18 protein-coding genes are annotated in these 17,905 nt (G+C 60.8%); 8 read left to right on the top strand and 10 right to left on the bottom strand.

Going from position 1 to position 17,905, the window contains the following annotated elements:
* Positions 1-28 precede the first annotated feature (28 nt).
* Together mutM and ACA060_RS27450 are read left to right on the top strand one after the other, a co-directional pair.
* Positions 29-841: a bifunctional DNA-formamidopyrimidine glycosylase/DNA-(apurinic or apyrimidinic site) lyase gene (mutM, locus tag ACA060_RS27455; RefSeq protein WP_497314307.1), complete on the top strand. Its 813-nt coding sequence runs from the start codon at positions 29-31 to the stop codon at positions 839-841.
* 54 nt (positions 842-895) lie between these two features.
* Positions 896-1,219: a multidrug transporter gene (locus ACA060_RS27450; protein WP_109635633.1), complete on the top strand. Its 324-nt coding sequence runs from the start codon at positions 896-898 to the stop codon at positions 1,217-1,219.
* Between the two features lie 146 nt (positions 1,220-1,365).
* Here the strand turns inward: ACA060_RS27450 and ACA060_RS27445 are convergent, their stop codons facing one another.
* The 5 genes from ACA060_RS27445 to ACA060_RS27425 form a co-directional block, all read right to left on the bottom strand.
* Positions 1,366-1,617, bottom strand: a complete 252-nt coding sequence (locus tag ACA060_RS27445; protein ID WP_048722619.1) for a YfhL family 4Fe-4S dicluster ferredoxin — start codon at positions 1,615-1,617, stop codon at positions 1,366-1,368.
* 102 nt (positions 1,618-1,719) lie between these two features.
* Positions 1,720-2,199 carry a pantetheine-phosphate adenylyltransferase gene (coaD, locus tag ACA060_RS27440; RefSeq protein ID WP_109635631.1) on the bottom strand — a complete coding sequence of 160 codons (480 nt, stop codon included), beginning with the start codon at positions 2,197-2,199 and terminating at the stop codon, positions 1,720-1,722.
* 115 nt (positions 2,200-2,314) lie between these two features.
* Positions 2,315-3,910: a GMC family oxidoreductase gene (locus ACA060_RS27435; RefSeq protein ID WP_497314306.1), complete on the bottom strand. Its 1,596-nt coding sequence runs from the start codon at positions 3,908-3,910 to the stop codon at positions 2,315-2,317.
* 160 nt (positions 3,911-4,070) lie between these two features.
* Positions 4,071-4,616 (bottom strand): twin-arginine translocation pathway signal protein, encoded by a 546-nt coding sequence (locus tag ACA060_RS27430; RefSeq protein ID WP_497314304.1) that lies wholly within the window; start codon positions 4,614-4,616, stop codon positions 4,071-4,073.
* Between the two features lie 27 nt (positions 4,617-4,643).
* On the bottom strand, positions 4,644-6,074 hold the full coding sequence (locus ACA060_RS27425) for a coniferyl aldehyde dehydrogenase (RefSeq protein ID WP_497314302.1): 1,431 nt from the start codon (positions 6,072-6,074) through the stop codon (positions 4,644-4,646).
* Between the two features lie 148 nt (positions 6,075-6,222).
* Between ACA060_RS27425 and ACA060_RS27420 the strand changes: the two genes are divergently transcribed.
* Positions 6,223-6,894, top strand: a complete 672-nt coding sequence (locus tag ACA060_RS27420) for a TetR/AcrR family transcriptional regulator (protein WP_109635625.1) — start codon at positions 6,223-6,225, stop codon at positions 6,892-6,894.
* Between the two features lie 33 nt (positions 6,895-6,927).
* Positions 6,928-7,782, top strand: coding sequence for a sulfurtransferase (locus ACA060_RS27415; RefSeq protein ID WP_497314300.1), 855 nt, complete (start codon positions 6,928-6,930; stop codon positions 7,780-7,782).
* Positions 7,783-7,907: 125 nt separating this feature from the next.
* On the opposite strand, the gene ACA060_RS27410 is transcribed toward ACA060_RS27415, so the two are convergent.
* Genes ACA060_RS27410 through ACA060_RS27390 form a run of 5 tightly spaced genes read right to left on the bottom strand, consistent with a single transcriptional unit; the run spans position 7,908 to position 13,252 of the window.
* The gene (locus tag ACA060_RS27410; RefSeq protein WP_497314298.1) at positions 7,908-8,744 is read right to left on the bottom strand and encodes an AraC family transcriptional regulator; all 837 of its coding nucleotides are present in this window, start codon (positions 8,742-8,744) and stop codon (positions 7,908-7,910) included.
* Between the two features lie 3 nt (positions 8,745-8,747).
* Complete coding sequence (locus ACA060_RS27405) at positions 8,748-9,746, bottom strand: hydrolase (protein ID WP_497314296.1); 999 nt, start codon at positions 9,744-9,746, stop codon at positions 8,748-8,750.
* 56 nt (positions 9,747-9,802) lie between these two features.
* Positions 9,803-10,414 carry a 16S rRNA (guanine(966)-N(2))-methyltransferase RsmD gene (rsmD, locus tag ACA060_RS27400; RefSeq protein ID WP_497314294.1) on the bottom strand — a complete coding sequence of 204 codons (612 nt, stop codon included), beginning with the start codon at positions 10,412-10,414 and terminating at the stop codon, positions 9,803-9,805.
* Positions 10,414-11,904, bottom strand: coding sequence for a M16 family metallopeptidase (locus ACA060_RS27395; RefSeq protein WP_497314292.1), 1,491 nt, complete (start codon positions 11,902-11,904; stop codon positions 10,414-10,416). Before ACA060_RS27395 ends, rsmD begins: the two co-directional genes overlap by 1 nt.
* On the bottom strand, positions 11,897-13,252 hold the full coding sequence (locus ACA060_RS27390) for a M16 family metallopeptidase (protein ID WP_109635615.1): 1,356 nt from the start codon (positions 13,250-13,252) through the stop codon (positions 11,897-11,899). Before ACA060_RS27390 ends, ACA060_RS27395 begins: the two co-directional genes overlap by 8 nt.
* Before the next feature lie 344 nt (positions 13,253-13,596).
* On the opposite strand from ACA060_RS27390, the gene ftsY reads away from it, so the two are divergent.
* The 4 genes from ftsY (at position 13,597) to rpoH (ending at position 17,754) form a co-directional block, all read left to right on the top strand.
* Positions 13,597-15,099, top strand: a complete 1,503-nt coding sequence (gene ftsY, locus ACA060_RS27385) for a signal recognition particle-docking protein FtsY (protein WP_497314290.1) — start codon at positions 13,597-13,599, stop codon at positions 15,097-15,099.
* The gene (ftsE, locus tag ACA060_RS27380) at positions 15,096-15,767 is read left to right on the top strand and encodes a cell division ATP-binding protein FtsE (RefSeq protein ID WP_010466809.1); all 672 of its coding nucleotides are present in this window, start codon (positions 15,096-15,098) and stop codon (positions 15,765-15,767) included. Before ftsY ends, ftsE begins: the two co-directional genes overlap by 4 nt.
* Entirely contained in the window at positions 15,764-16,786 is a 1,023-nt protein-coding gene (ftsX, locus tag ACA060_RS27375; protein WP_497314288.1) for a permease-like cell division protein FtsX, read from the top strand. Before ftsE ends, ftsX begins: the two co-directional genes overlap by 4 nt.
* A gap of 113 nt (positions 16,787-16,899) precedes the next feature.
* Complete coding sequence (gene rpoH / locus ACA060_RS27370) at positions 16,900-17,754, top strand: RNA polymerase sigma factor RpoH (RefSeq protein ID WP_007897890.1); 855 nt, start codon at positions 16,900-16,902, stop codon at positions 17,752-17,754.
* Positions 17,755-17,905: the final 151 nt, after the last annotated feature.

Raw genomic sequence — 17,905 nt, 5'->3', positions numbered from 1 at the left:
TATTCGAGAGCCCTGATTCGAGAACACCATGCCTGAACTGCCGGAAGTCGAAACCACCCGCCGCGGGATTGCGCCGCACCTGGAAGGCCAGCGCGTCAGCCGGGTAATCGTGCGTGACCGCCGCTTGCGCTGGCCGATTCCTGAAGACCTCGATGTGCGCCTGTCCGGTCAGCGCATCGTGCTGGTGGAACGGCGGGCCAAGTACCTGTTGATCAATGCCGAAGTCGGCACGCTGATCAGCCATTTGGGCATGTCGGGCAATCTGCGACTGGTAGAAGTCGGTATGCCGGCGGCCAAGCATGAGCACGTGGACATCGAACTCGAGTCCGGGCTGGCCCTGCGTTATACCGACCCGCGTCGGTTCGGCGCGATGCTTTGGAGCCTCGATCCGCTCAACCATGAACTGCTGATTCGCCTGGGGCCGGAGCCGTTGACCGACCTGTTTGATGGCGATCGCTTGTTCCAGCAGTCTCGCGGACGATCCATGGCGGTCAAGCCGTTCATCATGGATAACGCGGTGGTGGTCGGCGTCGGCAATATTTATGCGACCGAAGCGCTGTTCGCCGCCAGCATCGACCCGCGTCGTGAAGCCAAGAGCATTTCCCGAGCGCGCTATTTGAAACTGGCGATCGAGATCAAACGCATTCTGGCTGCCGCCATTGAGCGTGGCGGCACGACGTTGCGGGACTTTATCGGCGGCGACGGTCAGCCGGGGTATTTCCAGCAGGAATTGTTCGTCTACGGACGTGGCAGTCAACCGTGCAAAGTCTGTGGCACCGAGCTGCGGGAAGTGAAACTGGGGCAGCGCGCCAGCGTCTTTTGCCCACGCTGCCAGAGCTGATACGACCTACGGTCTATAGTCAGTGTTCTCACTGCCTAGCCGAAGGATCGTGTCATGAATTCGTTTCGAACCCTTGTTTTTGCGCTGCTGCTGAGCGTCGGTGCGCCCGCGCTGGCGGCAAGTAGCGGCAGCGGTGACCCGCGCTATACCATCCAGAATCCCCCGGCCTACGCCATGCTCGGCGACTTATTGATCGCCCGACCCTTGCTGGTCGTGGCGACGGTGATCGGTGCCGGGGCGTTTGTGGTGTCGTTGCCGTTTACCGCGCTGGGTGGCGGAGTTGGCGATGCGGGGCAGGCGTTGGTGGTTGATCCGGCGAGGGCTGCGTTTGTAAGGTGCCTGGGGTGTATCGGGGAGGGGTTTGAGCAGCGGGAGTGAATCAGTTGAATCTTCGGTGTGGTTGATGGCCCCTTCGCGAGCAAGCCCGCTCCCAAATTCAACCGCGTTCCACTGAAGGGACTCGGTTTAATGTGGGAGCGGGCTTGCTCGCGAAGGGGGCCAAACAGACGCTACAGAACTCTGAATCAAGCCTTCCCGGTAATAACCCGATACTTGGCCATCAACTGCTCTTCAGTCTCCGGATGTGCTTCATCCAGTGGAATGCAATCCACCGGGCACACTTGCTGGCACTGAGGCTCGTCGTAGTGGCCGACACACTGCGTGCACAGGTTCGGGTCAATCACGTAGATCTCTTCGCCTTGGGAAATGGCGGCGTTCGGGCACTCGGGTTCGCAGACGTCGCAGTTGATGCAATCGTCGGTGATGATCAGGGACATGCTAACTCCAGCCGGGGCGCAAGGCCCGGGCGCAATAAACCAATGCGCGCAATTGTGCCGCATTGGCGCCCACAGTGCACGCGGGCGCCGCTTGAGCGGTCGTTACTTCTTGAAGCGTTCGGTGAGGGCATCCGCCACCGCAGGGTGGACGAACTTGGTGATATCGCCGCCCAACGCTGCGATTTCACGGACCAGCGTCGAGGAAATGAACGAATAACGCTCGGACGGAGTAAGAAACAGACTTTCCACATCCGGCGCCAGTTGGCGGTTCATGTTGGCCAGCTGGAATTCGTATTCGAAGTCCGACACCGCGCGCAAGCCACGCAGGAACACGTTGGCGTTCTTCTCTTTGGCAAAGTGCGCCAGCAACGTCGAGAAGCCGACGACTTCAACGTTCGGCAGATGTTTAGTGACCTCGCGGGCCAGCGCCACTCGTTGTTCCAGGGGAAACAACGGGTTTTTCTTCGGGCTGGCAGCGACGGCGATGATCACATGATCGAACAGGCGCGCGGCGCGTTCGACCAAGTCGCCATGGCCCTTGGTAATAGGGTCGAAGGTACCTGGGTACAACACTCGGTTCATCGCGTCGTCCTGGCGGGAGTCCGTTGGGGAGTCGGATGGTATCGCAGCCTTCCCGGTCGGCCAAGTCGCCTGTTGGGTAAGAAAGCACTATAGACGATTGGAATATTCTCGGTTTTCATGGGTTTTTCAAACGTTCGGCGAGGGAAGTCGCCAGTTGCGCCGTCAGCCCGTAGACCGACAATTGCGGGTTTGCGCCAATGCTGGTGGGGAACAGCGAGCCGTCGTGGATCGACAGATTGCTGATCTGGTGGTGCCGGCCGAGGCTGTCGGTCACGGCGTTTTTCGGGTCCTCGCCCATGGCGCAACCGCCCATCACATGAGCGCTGCCCAGGCGGGTGCGATACAACTCAAGGCTCAAACCGTCGATCATCGCGCGCGCTTCGGACAGGGTTTTCACATAGCGCGCGTCAGCGTGCATCGGCATCACCGCGTTGGCGCCGCCGGCGAACTGGATTTCGGCCATGCTGTGGAAGGCCCGGCGCAAGCCGTCCCAGGCATAGGGTGAAACCTGATAGTCGAGCACCGGCGTGTTGTCGCCGCGTAATTCGACGGTGCCGCCGGGACTGTCCGGATGAAAACCATCGCGTAACAGCGCCAGCATCGCGTGGGTGTGGGGCAGGTTTTCCATGTGCGCGGCGTTTTCCTTGCCGAAACCACCGAGCAAAGTGGCGGCCAGCGCCGGGTGCAGCGGCGGGACTTCGAGTTTGTAGGACATCTTGCCGGTGGTGCCGTCCTGCCATTGGAAATGGTCGGAATAGATCGACTGCGGCGCACCGTAGAACGGATTGATCACCTCGTCGAACAGCCCGGCAGACATGTTCACCAAATGCAGGAACGTGCGTTTGCCCAACCGTTTGTGCGGATCGGGCGCTTCCGAGCGCAGGAGCAGCGCCGGGCTGTTGATCCCGCCGCCCGCCAGCACGTAATGCCGCGCCTTGACCGTAATCGTACGTCCGGTAGGCGCGACGCAACGGTCGTCCATCGCCATGCATTGCAGGCCCGTGACCTGGCCGTCCTTGATCGAGAGCTTTTCGGCGCGGGCCAGATAGAGCAGCTCGCCGCCTTTTTCCAGGGTCGCGGGAATGGTCGTGACCATCATCGATTGCTTGGCGTTGGTCGGGCAGCCCATGCCGCAATAGCCAAGGTTCCAGCAACCGCGCACGTTGCGCGGGATCACATGCCAGGCGTATCCGAGTTGTTCGCAGCCTTTGCGGATCACGTCGTTGTTGGCGTTGGGCGGAACCATCCACGGCGCAACGCCCAGGCGTTGTTCCATTTTCTCGAACCACGGCGCCATCTCGGCCGGGCTGTGGCCTTTGACGTCATGCTCCTTGGCCCAATGCTCAAGCGTCGGGGCGGGGGTGCGAAAGCTTGATGTCCAGTTGATCAACGTCGTGCCGCCTACCGCGCGGCCCTGGAGGATGGTGATCGCGCCGTCCTTGCTCATGCGGCCGATGCCTTCCTGATAGAGGTTGGTGTAAGCCTGGTCTTCGAGCATCTTGAAGTCGCTGCTGGTCTTGAGCGGACCTTCTTCGATCAGCAGAACCTTGTAGCCCGCGGCGCTGAGGATTTCCGCGGTGGTCCCGCCGCCCGCGCCGCTGCCGATGATCGCCACGTCCGCTTCGAGGGTCAGGTCCTGGGTCAGTTGCGAGCCGTTGTAGGTTTTCCAGCCACGGGCCATGCCTTCGCGGAACGGGTCGGGTACGGGCATCTTCGGGTTCTCTTGCTGTTATGGGTTTGGATGCGGTGGTGAGGCGGCTGACGTCTTCGCGAGCAAGCCCGCTCCCACAGGTTCCGAGTCGTTCACAAAAAGGTGGTCCACCTCAAATCCTGTGGGAGCGTGGCTTGCCCGCGAAGGGGGCGCCTCGGTCTCAAACTGTAGGCGGTCCGGGATACCCGCAATGCACCCACGATTCCGCGCGGCTGTACCACGCCATCATCACCAGTTGCAGCAATGAGCTATGCCCCATGCGCAACAGGCTCAACGAACTGTTTTCCCAGCGATCGAGAAAGTGCCGGATCTCATCGGCGCTGGCGTTTTCCCAACTGCCCCAGATCCCGGTCAGTGGTCCGCGGGTCACTGCCATCCCCAGCACGTCGAACAATTGCTGAGTGAGCTTGAGCATTTCCGGCGACAGGTGATTCAGACCGTTATCCAGGCAGTGCAGGGTTTCATCGACGGCCTTCGGCATCTTCTCGGCAGCCACGGCGCCCTCGATCATCACCGGGATCAGCGCCCGCAGAAACAGCAGGTCACCGCTGCGCAAAATCGCGAAACCACTGGCCGGGATGCTCGATGAGCAACCGCTGAGGCTCGCGCCCAATCCGGCGGTGGCCAGGAAAGCGCTCGCGCCGAGGCTGAATTTAAGCAGGCCGCGCCGAGACAGCGCGGGTGTATCGGACAGGCTTGGGCTCATTATTGTTATTACCCGGCGGCGTGATCGTTAGCGGATAAACAGTTTCTGGATCAGTTTCTGAATGGCTTTTCCGTACGGCGGGTAAATCAGTTTCGCCGCGTTGAAGCGTTGCTTGATCAGCACGCCTTTGGCCTTGCTGAAGGTCAAGAAGCCTTCGTGGCCGTGGTAGTGGCCCATGCCCGAGGCGCCGATGCCGCCGAACGGCATGTCGTCCTGCGCCACGTGCAGCAAGGTGTCGTTGAGGCAAACACCGCCGGAATGGGTTTCGTGGAGGACGCGGTTTTGTTCGCGCTTGTCGTAGCCGAAGTAATACAGCGCCAGCGGACGAGGTCGCTGATTGATGTAGGCAAACGCCTCATCAAGCGTCTTGTACGGCACGATCGGCAGCAGCGGGCCAAAGATTTCGTCCTGCATCACGGTCATGTCGTCGCTGACGTTGAGCAGCAGGCTATGGCTCATGCGCCGTCCCTGGCCCTGATCGAACAACGGAATCAGCAGCGCACCCTTGCTGGTGGCGTCGCTGACGTAGCCATTGAGCCGCGCCAGTTGTCGGTCATTGATGATCGCGGTGTAGTCCGGGTTGTCGGCCAGTGTCGGATAAAACCCGCGAACCGCGTGCCGATAGGCTTCGACGAAAGCACCCACGCGATCTTCCGGCACCAGCACGTAGTCCGGGGCCACGCAGGTTTGTCCGGCATTGAGGGTCTTGCCGAAAGCGATGCGCTCGGCGGCGTCCTTGAGCGGCACGTCGAGGGACACGATGGCCGGGGATTTGCCGCCCAGCTCAAGGGTCACCGGGGTCAGGTTTTCAGCCGCCGCGCGCATCACGTGTTTGCCAATGCTGGTGGCGCCGGTGAACAGCAGGTGATCGAAACGCAGTCGGGAGAATGCGACACCGATATCCGCCTCGCCCAGCACCACGCAGACCAGGTCTTGCGGGAAGATCCGGCCGAGCAACTCCTTGAGCAGCAAACCGGTGGCAGGGGTCGACTCACTGAGTTTGAGCATTACCCGATTGCCCGCCGACAATGCACCCACCAACGGCCCTATGGCCAAATACAGCGGGTAGTTCCAGGGCACGATCACGCCGACCACACCCAGCGGTTGGTAAACCACTTTGGCCGACGCCGGCTGAAACGCGATGCCGACCTTGCGCCGCGACGCTTTCATCCAGCCTTTGAGGTGCTGACTGGCGTAATGGATACCGTGCAGGCTGGGCATCAGTTCGGCGAGCAGGGTTTCATCGGCGCTGCGGTGGCTGAAGTCCTGGCTGATGGCATCGATCAAGGCCTGGCGTTCATTGCTCAGCAGATCCCGCAGGGCTTTGAGCCATTGCTGGCGCTGGGCGGCCGGCGGCATCGGGTTGGCTGCATACGCCGTACGCTGCGCATCGAACAGGGCCTGGAGCTCGTCCAGAGGCTGTTGCAGGTTCTGCAGGTACGCGATGTCAGCGGTCATGATCGGCTCCGGTTTTTGTTGTAATGAGGCACTTTTTAGAGTCTATGCTCTAGAAAGTCAAATGGCATCCTGAGTACAGCATGGTTTTATCCACTCGCCGATAGGTCGTAAGATGCCCGCCAACGCACTCTGAATTAAAGCTCAAGCCATGGCCCCTCGGATCAAAACCAGCGAGCGCATCGTGCAGAACAGCCTGGAGCTGTTTAATCAACAGGGCGAGCGCAGCATCAGCACCAACCACATTGCTGCCCACATGGAGATTTCTCCGGGCAACCTGTACTACCACTTCCCCAACAAGCAGGCGATTATCGCCGTGCTGTTCAGTGAGTACGAAAGCCTGGTGGACAGCTTCCTGCGCCCGCCCCAGGGCCGCGCGTCCACGGTGGAAGACAAGCGCTTCTACCTCCAGGAACTGCTGGCGGCGATGTGGCGCTACCGGTTTTTGCATCGAGATCTTGAGCATTTGCTCGACAGCGATCCAGAACTGGCCGCCCGTTATCGGCGTTTCTCCCAGCGCTGCCTGATCCATGGCACCCACATCTACGCGGCCTTCGTCGACGCCGGCATCTTGCAAATGGACAAGGTCCAGATCGAATCCCTGACGCTCAATGCCTGGATTATCCTGACGTCCTGGGTGCGTTTTCTGTGCACCACGCGGGAAAACTCCAATCACCTGAGCGAGCAGGCGATTAAACGTGGGGTGTATCAGGTGCTGGTGCTTGAGGCCGGTTTCGTCACGGACCAGTCACGCGACGCGGTCAACGCGTTGTATGAAGAGTTTTACGTGCCACTGGCCCAAGCGCTGGAAGAAGTGCAGTAGGATTCAAGACCGACTTAATCACAGGAGCCTGTTATGCCCATTGCGCAACTGATCAGCCCGCAAGCGTTGGACCTGAGAAAGGAGCAGCCTGGGCTGGTCATTCTGGATTGTCGTTTTGCCCTCGAAGACCCGGACTACGGCCAGCGCAGCTATGCCGAAGGGCATATCGCCGGGTCGAGCTTTGCCGATCTTGAGCGTGATTTGAGTGGGACAGTGGTCAAGGGCGTGACCGGGCGCCATCCGCTGCCTGAACCTGAAGACTTGATCGAGCGCCTGCAAGCCTGGGGCATCAACGCCGACAGTGAAGTGGTTTTGTACGATGACGGCCCCGGTGCCTACGCAGCGCGGGCCTGGTGGTTGCTGGCCTGGCTGGGCAAGCGTGACGGAGTGTTCATCCTCGATGGCGGGCTCAAGGCCTGGCACGCGGCGGGTTTGCCGCTGAGTCTGGATGCTTGTGATATCGAGCGTGGCACCTTCAACGGGACGCCGGACAATGCGCTGATCGTGAGTGCTGAAGAGCTTCAACAACGTCTCGGCCAACCGGCGCTGACCTTGCTCGATGCCCGGACATTGCCGCGTTTCAAGGGCGAAGTCGAGCCGATCGACCCGATTGCCGGGCACATTCCCGGCGCGCAATGTGCGGCGTTCACCGAGAACCTGGGTAGCGACGGGCGTTTCTTGCCGGCGGATCAGCTCAAGCAGCGGTTTGCCGCGAAACTGGGGAATCGCTCGCCGAGCGATCTGGTGGCGTATTGCGGATCCGGCGTGACGGCTTGCCATAACCTGTTTGCACTGTGCCTCGCGGGTTATCCGTTGGGTTCGTTGTACGCCGGGTCGTGGAGCGAGTGGATCAACGATCCTGCGCACGGCATCGCAACCGGCGAATAAACACAAAACTCTGTGGGAGCGAGCCTGCTCGCGATAGCGGTGGATCAGGCGGCAGAGATGTCGAATGTTAAACCGCTATCGCGAGCAGGCTCGCTCCCACAGGGTATTGGGGTTGTTTCGAGATTTCAGAACAGCCGGGCACTGCGATACGCCCCCGGCCCCACCCCGTAAACCTGCTTGAACTGCCGACTCAGATGACTCTGGTCGGCAAATCCCAGCTGCGTCGCAACCTCCAGCGGCAAACACCCATTCTGTAATAACACCCGCGCGCGCGCGATGCGTTGCTGCATCAGCCAGGTGTGCGGTGGCATGCCCGTGGCGTGGCGGAACACCCGGGCGAAGTGGAACGGTGACAGGTTGACCGCTGCCGCCAGTTCTTCCAGCGAAGGCGGCGCAGCTAATTGCGCTTGCAGCAGGTCCTTGGCCAGCGTCACTGCCCGGTGTTCCTTGCCGGGTTTGCCGGCAACCGGCACGGCCGCATGACGTTGCAGCAGCAACAGCATCATCTCGCGCCAGACCGTTTGCTGTTGCAGGGCCGTGGATGGACTTTCCAGCAAGCGATGCAATTGGCAGAAACCCTTCACCAGGTCCGGATCGCGATACAGCGTTGCGCCAAACCCCGGCAGGTTGGTGGTCGGTAACTCCAGTTCGTCCAGCAGCGAGAGAATCTGCTCGCTGTCCGGGTAAAACGCCCGGTACAACCAGCCATCCTCCGTGCCTTTGTGGCCGGTGTGCAGTTCATCGGGGTTGATCAACACCAGCGTGCCGCTGCCGGCCAGGTGTTCGGCGCCGCGATAGCGATAGCGATAACGCTGGGCGCCGGCCATGATCATGCCGATCACATAACCGTCATGCACATGGGGCGCGAAGCGATGTTCGATGTAGCGTGCGGACAATAACTCGACGCCGGCCAACGGCGCCGTTTGCCAGAAACGGATCGACTCGCCCTGATCGGCGTCCATGGCTTACCCGCGACCCACGGCGCTCAGCCACTGCGGAATCCGCCGTTCCAGGTAATAACCCGGTTGCCGGAACGAGCCATCGACAAAACCGACATGCCCGCCTTTGGCTTGCAGCTCGAATTGAGTGGAGGCGGACAATTCCGACGCTTGCGGCAGACTATGGGGGAACACAAAAGGATCGTCGGCCGCCTGGATGATCAGGGTTGGCGTGCGAATCTCTCCAAGGAAGTACCGGCTCGAAGCGCGGCGATAGTAATCCTCGGCATCGACAAAACCATTGAGCGGCGCCGTGACCCGGCCATCGAAGTCCCAGAACGTGCGCATGTTCTCCAGCGAGCCCAGCGCCGCCAATGCCGCCAGTCCGTCTTCGCGCCCGTCATGCTGGAACTGGCGCTGCTTGTTCTTGATGTAGGCGACCATCTCGCGCATGAAATGCGCCTGATACACCTTGGAGAAACCCTGGCCGATGCGATCGGCGCAATGATCGAGACGAAAGGGCACCGACACCGCCACGGCACCCGACACGCCGCTGTCACTGCCGGTTTCGCCCAAATGCTTGAGCAAGACATTGCCGCCCAGGGAATAGCCGACCGCATAGAGCGGGGCGAGAGGGCGCTTGGCCCGCAGGTGTTTGATGGCTTCGGCCAAGTCTTCACTGGCACCGGAATGGTAGCTGCGTGCCAACAGATTCGGCTCGCCCGAACAGCCACGCCAGTTCAATGCGACGCTGGCCCAACCCTGGGCACCGAGCGCTTTCTGCACCCCGGCCACGTAAGGCGAATTTGAAGAACCGGTCAGCCCGTGCAGCACCAGCACAAGCGGCGCATCGACGGTGTGTGGGCCGTGCCAGTCCAAGTCGAGAAAGTCGCCATCCTCAAGCCACAAGCGCTCGCGCTCGCGTTCGATGTGCGTGGTTTTGCGCCACAGCGGTCCCCACAAGGTTTGCAGGTGCGGGTTGCCGAGGCCGAAGGCGGGGGTGAAGCGTTCTGACGGAAAGGACACGATTGCTCTCGATGCAGCGGTGCGCAACCGGTGCGCACCTTTTTCAGGCCGGTCGATTAACCGGCGATCTCTGCCATACGTTGCCACAATGCGTAATACACCCGCCCGGATTTCTGCTCCCGGTGCAGGCGCCAGTTGCCCGGCAAGCCAAGGCTCGACGGCGCGTTTTCGCTTTCAGTGTAGATCCAGGCTTCATTGGCCAGCCACTGACGCTCTTCAAGCAGCGTGCACACGGTCGGCAACAGATCCTGGTTGAACGGCGGGTCGAGGAACACCAAGTCGTAAGCGGTCGCGGTCTGGGTTTCCAGATAGCGCAGCGCATCGGCGGTCTGGATCTGGCCGGTGGTGCAGCGCAGTGTTCCCAGGTGTTCCTTGATGCTGGCGACCGCGATGTTGCTGGCGTCCAGCGCCTGACCCATCGCGGCGCCACGGGACATGGCCTCGAGGAACAACGCGCCGCTGCCGGCGAACGGGTCAAACACTTTGGCTCCGGCCACGTACGGCGCGAGCCAGTTGAACAGGGTTTCACGCACCCGGTCCGGGGTCGGGCGCAGACCCGGGGCGTCCGGGAAGCTGAGCTTGCGGCTGCCCCATTCGCCACCGATGATGCGCAGTTGGTTCACGCCGTTGTGTACGTTGTGAACGGGTTTTTTAGGACGAGTGGCCATTAATGCTCCGGAACCCCGAGCGGCTGCTCGGCAGGTTTATCAGTTGGGGCCGGTAACGGCTTTTGCGGCACGGTCGGGCCAGCGCTGACGATGACCATTTTGTCCGTGCTCAGGTGTTTGTTCAGTGCAACTTTGACTTGTTCGACGGTCAGGCTCTGCGACTCACGCATGAAGTCATCGAGATAACTCAGCGGCAGGTTGTAGAAACCCATCGCGCCCAGTTGCCCAACGATATCGGCGTTGCTGGCGGTGGACAACGGGAAGCTGCCGGCCAGTTCACGCTTGGCATCGTCGAGTTCTTTCTCGGTCGGGCCGGTTTTAAGGTAGTCGGCGAGGACGTCCTGCACCAGTTTCAGCGTGCCTTCGCTCATCTCGGCGCGGGTTTGCAAGTTGATCATGAACGGGCCGCGCGCCTGCATCGGGGTGAAGCCCGAATACACGCCGTATGCCAGGCCACGCTTCTCGCGCACTTCGCTCATCAAGCGAGTGCCAAAACCACCGCCGCCGAGGATCTGGTTGCCCATGGACAGTGCCGCGTAGTCTGGATCGTCACGGTCGATGCCCAGTTGCGAGAGCATCAGGTTGGTTTGCTTGGACGGGAACTCGATGTGCCCGATGCTGGCTTTCGGTTCTTCAGGCTGCGGGATTTTCGGTAAAGCCGGGCCTTTTGGCAGCGCGCTGGAGACTTGCGCGGCAATCGCTTCGGCTTCAGCGCGGGACAAGTCACCCACCAGCGCAATCACCACATTGCCACCTGCGTAAGCTTTCTCGTGGAACGCCTTGAGTTGCGCCGCAGTAATCGCCGGAACGGTTTTCGCCGTGCCGTCGCTGGAGTGTGCATAGGGGTGATCGCCGTACAAGCGGTTCATCAGCTCCAGGCTCGCCAGTTTGCCGGGGTTCTGCTTCTGGTATTCGAAACCGGCGAGCATCTGATTCTTGATGCGCGCAAAGGAGTCGGCAGGGAAGGTCGGCTTGCCGACGACTTCAGAGAACAGCTTCAGCGCAGGTTCGCGCTTGTCCGCGGCGCTGAGGCTGCGCAGGGAAGCCAGTGCCATGTCCTTGAACGCGCCGTTGCCAAAATCTGCGCCCAGGCCTTCGAAGCCCTGAGCGATGGCGCCGACATCTTTACCGGCCACCCCTTCGTTGAGCATCGCGTTGGTCAGCATCGCGAGACCGGGCGCGTTGCCGTCCTGGCTACTGCCGGCGGCGAAGATCAGGCGCAGGTCGAACATCGGCAGCTCACGGGCTTCGACGAACATCACCTTGGCGCCTTCGGCGGTGTTCCAGGTCTGGACGTCGAGCGAACGGTGGCTCGGCGCCTTGCCGTCGAGTTCGGTCAGCGATTGCAGCTTCTGGCTGGCCTTGGCCTTGTCGAGCGCTTCGCTGGCCTTGGTGTCATCGCTTTTCGACAGATAAAACGCAGCGGAGCCAATCAGCACGGCTGCAATCAGGCCGATCAGGGCCAGACGGGGTTTTTTACGCTCACTCATGAGTCGTCTCCAGTGGCAGTACATGGGCGACGCTGAGACGTTCGCGGGTGAAATACAGCTTGGCGGCTTTCTGGATATCTTCCGGTGTCACGCTTTCGAGGTCGGCGAGTTCGGTGTCCATGAGCTTCCAGGACAGGCCGACGGTTTCCAGTTGGCCGATGGAGGTGGCCTGGCTGGTGATCGAGTCACGCTCGTAGACCAGGCCAGCGATGACCTGGGCGCGGACGCGTTCCAGTTCTTCGGCGGACGGCGCGGTGGTTTTCAGCTGTTCGAGCAACTTCCACAGGCCCGCTTCGGTCTGGGCCATGGTTTTCTTTTTCTGGATGTTCGGCGTGGCCGACAGGGTGAACAGGCTGTCGCCGCGGGTGTAGGCGTCGTAACTCGACGAACCGCCGGACACCAGCTCTTCGCCGCGTTCCAGTTGCGTCGGGATGCGTCCGCTGTAGCCACCGTCGAGCAGGGCCGAGATCAGGCGCAAGGCGTTGACCGAGCGTTTGTCTTCAGCGGTGGCGATGCTCGGCACGTTGAAGCCCAGCATCAGGCTCGGCAGTTGGGTCTGCACGTGCAGAGTGATCTGGCGTTCGCCGGGCTCGGCCAGTTCCACAGGGATTTTCGCCGGTGGCACGTCGCGTTTGGCAATCGGACCGAAATAACGCTGGGCCAGGGTTTTGACCTCGTCCGGGGTCACGTCGCCGACCACCACCAGCGTGGCGTTGTTCGGCACGTACCAGGATTGGTACCAGTGGCGCAGCTCTTCGACTTTCATGCGGTCCAGGTCAGCCATCCAGCCGATGGTCGGCGTGTGGTAACCGCTGGCCGGGTAAGCCATGGCCTTGAAGCGCTCGTAGGCCTTGGACATCGGCTTGTCGTCGGTGCGCAGTCGACGTTCTTCTTTAATGACTTCGATCTCACGGGCGAACTCGTCGGCCGGCAGACGCAGGCTGGCCATGCGGTCGGCTTCCAGCTCGAAGGCCACGCCGAGGCGGTCGCGGGCCAGCACTTGGTAATAAGCAGTGAAGTCATCGCTGGTGAACGCGTTTTCTTCGGCGCCGAGGTCGCGCAGGATCAGCGAAGCTTCACCCGGGCCGACTTTCTCGCTGCCCTTGAACATCATGTGCTCCAGGGCGTGGGACAAACCGGTCTGGCCCGGCGTCTCGTAACTTGAGCCGACCTTGTACCAGACTTGGGAAACCACCACTGGCGCGCGATGGTCTTCGCGCACAACGACCTTCAGGCCGTTATCCAGAGTGAATTCGTGGGTGGGTTGTGGATCGGCAGCCAGGGCCGAGAGGGGCAGACAAACTGTGCTGAGCAGCAGGCCTGCAGCGCGGCGGGCTAAAGCATTCATTCGTTTTTAAACCTTTGGGACTGCCCGCTAGGTCTTAGCGTCGGCGGGCGAGAGGGTGCTAGGATACTGGTCCGTTTTACTGGCGGCCACGCCTATCAGGCCTTTGATCGGCCGGAAGGTTGCATGGGTTACCTGCGGAAGCTTTGAGTTTGTCAGCTAAACTCTGCGTTTTCGCCGACGATGCCGTTCCAGTCCTTCGTATTAGTCAACCTTTGAGGTGCAGTTTGCACCTCGACAAAATGTTGCGCGTGAACAAGCTGGGTCAATCGCAGTCTGTTCTGCATCGAATATTTATTTGCCGGGGCGCCCTTAGGCGCGTCGCTACCGTGAGATAGCCGTCCTCCATGTTTGGTTCCAACGACGACAAGAAGACCCCAGCTGCGGCTGGCGAGAAGAAAAGCCTGTTCGGATGGCTGCGCAAAAAGCCGCAGGAACCCGTCGTCGAACAGCCACAACCACTGCCTGAGCCAACACCTGCGCCGGTAATAGAAGAAGAGCCGGTGCCGGTTGTCCTGCCGATGGCCGAGCCGGTGTTGCAACCGGTCGCTGAACCTGAAGTGATTGCCGAGCAGCCGCTGGCACCCGCTCCAGAGCCGTGGTTGACGTTGCCGGTGGCGGAAGAGCCGGTGGCCTTGGTCGAAGATGCACTGGCGCCGCATGTGACGCCGCCGATTCCTGCCCCGACGGCCTTTGCGCCAGAGCCTGTTCAGGCGCCGGTTATCGAGCCTGTCGTTGCGCCAGTTGTCGTGGCCGAACCTGAGCCGGTAGCTCCAGAACCGGTGATTCCTGCGTTCGTCGCTCCTGTGGTTGAAGCGCCTGCGCCTGCCCCCGTGATTGCCCCGGTAGTCGCCGCGCCCGCCGCGCCCGCCGTTCCCGTCGAAGCCCCGGCCGAGCCGCCGCGCACCGAAGAAACCAAAGCCGGTTTCTTCGCTCGCCTCAAGCAAGGCCTGTCCAAGACCAGCGCCAGCATCGGCGAAGGCATGGCCAGCCTGTTCCTTGGCAAGAAAATCATCGATGACGAGTTGCTCGAAGACATCGAAACCCGTCTGCTGACCGCCGACGTTGGCGTCGAGGCGACCTCGGTGATCATTCAGCGCCTGACCCAGAAGGTCGCGCGCAAAGAACTGGCCGATGCCGACGCGCTGTACAAATCCCTGCAGGCTGAACTCGCCGCGATGCTCAAGCCTGTCGAGCAGCCGCTGAAAATCACCTCGCAGAACAAGCCTTTCGTGATTTTGGTGGTCGGCGTCAACGGCGCTGGCAAAACCACCACCATCGGCAAATTGGCGAAGAAGCTGCAACTCGAGGGCAAGAAAGTCATGCTCGCGGCCGGTGATACCTTCCGCGCCGCCGCCGTCGAGCAATTGCAAGTCTGGGGCGAGCGCAACAAGATCCCGGTCATCGCCCAGCACACCGGCGCCGACTCGGCTTCGGTTATCTTCGATGCAGTGCAAGCCGCCAAGGCTCGTGGCATTGACGTGCTGATCGCCGACACCGCCGGTCGTCTGCACACCAAAGACAACTTGATGGAAGAGCTGAAGAAGGTTCGCCGGGTCATCAGCAAACTCGACGCCGACGCGCCGCACGAAGTGCTCTTGGTGCTCGACGCCGGTACTGGCCAGAACGCCATCAGTCAGGCCAAGCAATTCAACCAGACCGTCGAACTGACCGGCCTGGCGCTGACCAAGCTCGACGGCACCGCCAAGGGCGGGGTGATTTTCGCCCTGGCCAAGCAGTTTGGTTTGCCGATTCGCTACATCGGCGTCGGTGAAGGCATCGACGACTTGCGTACTTTTGAAGCAGAACCCTTTGTCCAGGCACTGTTTGCCGAGCGGGAGCGTTCATGATTCGTTTCGAACAGGTCGGTAAACGCTACCCGAACGGTCACGTCGGCTTGCATGAGCTGAGTTTTCGAGTCCGTCGGGGGGAGTTTTTGTTTGTGACCGGCCATTCCGGCGCCGGTAAAAGCACCTTGTTGCGGCTACTGCTGGCGATGGAGCGTCCGACCACCGGCAAATTGCTGCTGGCCGGCCAGGACCTCGCCACCATCAGCAACGCGCAGATTCCTTACTTGCGCCGGCAGATCGGGGTGGTGTTCCAGAATCACCAGTTGCTGTTCGATCGCACGGTGTTCAACAACGTTGCGCTGCCCCTACAGATCCTCGGTCTGTCGAAGGCCGAGATCGTCAAGCGCGTGGATTCGGCACTTGAGCGCGTGGCGCTGTCGGATAAAACCGATCTGTACCCCGGCGACCTGTCCACCGGTCAGCAACAGCGCGTCGGCATCGCCCGCGCCATCGTCCATCGTCCGGCCTTGCTGCTGGCGGACGAACCGACCGGTAACCTCGACCCGCGCCTGGCGGCCGAGATCATGGGCGTGTTCGAAGACATCAACCGTCTGGGCACCAGCGTGTTGATCGCCAGTCACGACCTGGCGCTGATTGCCCGCATGCGTCATCGCATGCTGACCCTGCAACGCGGCCGATTGATCGGCGACGGGGAGGCGGGCGTATGAGTGCGACACGCAGCCCCAAGGTTTCCGAGCGTGTGGCGCCGAAAGCCGCCGATCCGCAACCGCAGAAGAAAAAACGCGACGATGACGACGGCCCGGATTTCGCCACGCTGTTCCGCGCCTGGGTTGAAAGTCATCGCGCCAGTTTGCTGGACAGCCTGCGTCGATTGGGCAAGCAGCCGATCGGCAGCTTTTTCACCTGCATGGTGATGGCGGTTGCCCTGAGTTTGCCGATGGGCCTGTCACTTTTGCTAAGTAACGTCGAGCGTCTGGGCGGCTCCTGGCAGCGAGCGGCGCAGATTTCCCTGTACCTGCAACTCGAGGCCAGCCCTGCTGAAGGCGAATCGTTGCGCGAGCAGATCAAAGGCATGCCTGGTGTGGCAGATGCGGAATATGTCGGTCGTGATCAGGCGCTGGAAGAGTTCCAGCAACAGTCCGGCCTGGGCGAGGCGCTCAAGGAATTGCCGGAAAACCCGCTGCCTGGCGTTGTTCTGGTAACGCCGAACGAGGTCGACAAGCCCGCGCTTGAAGCATTACGACAAAAACTTTCCGAGTTGCCGAAGGTACAACAGGCGCAACTTGATCTAGTCTGGGTCGAGCGTCTGGCAGCGATCCTCAAGCTGGGTGACCGTTTTGTCTTCGGTCTGACCGTGCTTCTGGTTTCTGCATTACTTTTGGTGATAGGCAATACCATTCGTCTTCATATTGAAAACCGCCGCACAGAGATAGAAGTGATTAAACTCGTCGGCGGCACGGACAGCTATGTGCGCAGGCCCTTTCTTTATATGGGTGCGCTTTACGGCTTCGGTGCGGGGATTCTTTCATGGGGCGTATTGGCGTTTGGCCTTGATTGGCTGAACGACGCGGTCGTCGGGCTGGCCGGTTTGTACGGCAGTGATTTCGCATTGGCCGGAGTGCCAGTGGCCGATGGTCTGTCTCTCTTGCTTGGCGCGGTGCTGTTGGGGTATATCGGTGCATGGATTGCAGTCGCACGCCACCTGAGGGAGCTTGCGCCTAAGTAGTATCATTTTGCTCGTATTGACCTTTCAGCGTTTATGGGAACTTGTCTTTCGGTTTCCGGTCAATTTTCGCAGTGCTGAACTGCACGAGTTATGTAAGTCGGAGGTTTTTTCGTATGACCAATTCTTTGCAACCTGCATATGCTCTGGTCCCGGGTGCGAACCTGGAGGCCTATGTGCACACCGTGAACAGCATTCCATTGCTGACGCCGGAGCAGGAGCGTGAACTGGCCGAGAGTCTCTATTATGAGCAGGATTTGGGGGCGGCTCGGCAGATGGTGCTCGCCCACCTGCGTTTTGTCGTACATATCGCCCGTAGCTATTCCGGCTACGGCCTGGCTCAGGCTGACCTGATCCAGGAAGGCAACGTCGGCCTGATGAAGGCCGTTAAGCGCTTCAACCCGGAAATGGGTGTGCGTCTGGTTTCGTTCGCGGTGCACTGGATCAAGGCGGAAATTCACGAGTTCATCCTGCGCAACTGGCGCATTGTGAAAGTCGCGACCACCAAGGCCCAGCGCAAGCTGTTCTTCAACCTGCGCAGCCAGAAGAAACGCCTGGCGTGGCTGAACAACGAGGAAGTCCACCGTGTGGCGGAAAGCCTCGGCGTAGAGCCGCGGGAAGTGCGCGAGATGGAAAGTCGCCTGACCGGCCATGACATGGCCTTCGACCCGGCCGCGGAAGCGGACGACGACAGTGCTTTCCAGTCGCCGGCCAACTATCTGGAAGACCACCGGTACGACCCGGCCCGTCAACTGGAAGATGCCGATTGGAGCGACAACTCCAACCACAACCTGCACGAAGCGCTGGAAGTGCTGGACGACCGCAGTCGTGACATCCTCTACCAGCGCTGGCTGGCAGAAGAAAAAGCGACGCTGCACGACCTGGCGCAGAAGTACAACGTGTCGGCCGAGCGTATTCGTCAGCTCGAGAAGAGCGCGATGAACAAGCTCAAGTTGTCGATCGCCGCTTAACGCAGCGAACAGGCAATAAAAAACGCCCCGATCATTGATCGGGGCGTTTTTTTTGTGCCCATTTATCCGGCTGGCGCCGGCCCCTGTGGGAGCGAGCCTGCTCGCGATGGCGTCAGGTCAGTCGGTACAGATGTTGAATAATCTACCGCTA

The sequence above is a fragment of the Pseudomonas sp. LBUM1671 genome (assembly GCF_059695685.1).
The sequence above is the reverse complement of the archived record's forward strand: the minus strand, read 5'-3'. Positions and strand labels throughout refer to the sequence as shown.

Excerpts from the sequence above, each read along its gene's own strand:
- ACA060_RS27445 (WP_048722619.1), bottom strand. The coding sequence starts at position 1,617 with ATGTCCCTGATCATCACCGACGATTGCATCAACTGCGACGTCTGCGAA.
- coaD (WP_109635631.1), bottom strand. The coding sequence starts at position 2,199 with ATGAACCGAGTGTTGTACCCAGGTACCTTCGACCCTATTACCAAGGGC.
- rpoH (WP_007897890.1), top strand. The coding sequence starts at position 16,900 with ATGACCAATTCTTTGCAACCTGCATATGCTCTGGTCCCGGGTGCGAAC.
- ACA060_RS27390 (WP_109635615.1), bottom strand. The coding sequence starts at position 13,252 with ATGAATGCTTTAGCCCGCCGCGCTGCAGGCCTGCTGCTCAGCACAGTT.
- ACA060_RS27395 (WP_497314292.1), bottom strand. The coding sequence starts at position 11,904 with ATGAGTGAGCGTAAAAAACCCCGTCTGGCCCTGATCGGCCTGATTGCA.
- ACA060_RS27435 (WP_497314306.1), bottom strand. The coding sequence starts at position 3,910 with ATGCCCGTACCCGACCCGTTCCGCGAAGGCATGGCCCGTGGCTGGAAA.
- ACA060_RS27415 (WP_497314300.1), top strand. The coding sequence starts at position 6,928 with ATGCCCATTGCGCAACTGATCAGCCCGCAAGCGTTGGACCTGAGAAAG.
- ACA060_RS27430 (WP_497314304.1), bottom strand. The coding sequence starts at position 4,616 with ATGAGCCCAAGCCTGTCCGATACACCCGCGCTGTCTCGGCGCGGCCTG.
- ftsX (WP_497314288.1), top strand. The coding sequence starts at position 15,764 with ATGAGTGCGACACGCAGCCCCAAGGTTTCCGAGCGTGTGGCGCCGAAA.
- ACA060_RS27420 (WP_109635625.1), top strand. The coding sequence starts at position 6,223 with ATGGCCCCTCGGATCAAAACCAGCGAGCGCATCGTGCAGAACAGCCTG.
- mutM (WP_497314307.1), top strand. The coding sequence starts at position 29 with ATGCCTGAACTGCCGGAAGTCGAAACCACCCGCCGCGGGATTGCGCCG.
- ftsY (WP_497314290.1), top strand. The coding sequence starts at position 13,597 with ATGTTTGGTTCCAACGACGACAAGAAGACCCCAGCTGCGGCTGGCGAG.
- ACA060_RS27425 (WP_497314302.1), bottom strand. The coding sequence starts at position 6,074 with ATGACCGCTGACATCGCGTACCTGCAGAACCTGCAACAGCCTCTGGAC.
- rsmD (WP_497314294.1), bottom strand. The coding sequence starts at position 10,414 with ATGGCCACTCGTCCTAAAAAACCCGTTCACAACGTACACAACGGCGTG.
- ftsE (WP_010466809.1), top strand. The coding sequence starts at position 15,096 with ATGATTCGTTTCGAACAGGTCGGTAAACGCTACCCGAACGGTCACGTC.
- ACA060_RS27450 (WP_109635633.1), top strand. The coding sequence starts at position 896 with ATGAATTCGTTTCGAACCCTTGTTTTTGCGCTGCTGCTGAGCGTCGGT.
- ACA060_RS27410 (WP_497314298.1), bottom strand. The coding sequence starts at position 8,744 with ATGGACGCCGATCAGGGCGAGTCGATCCGTTTCTGGCAAACGGCGCCG.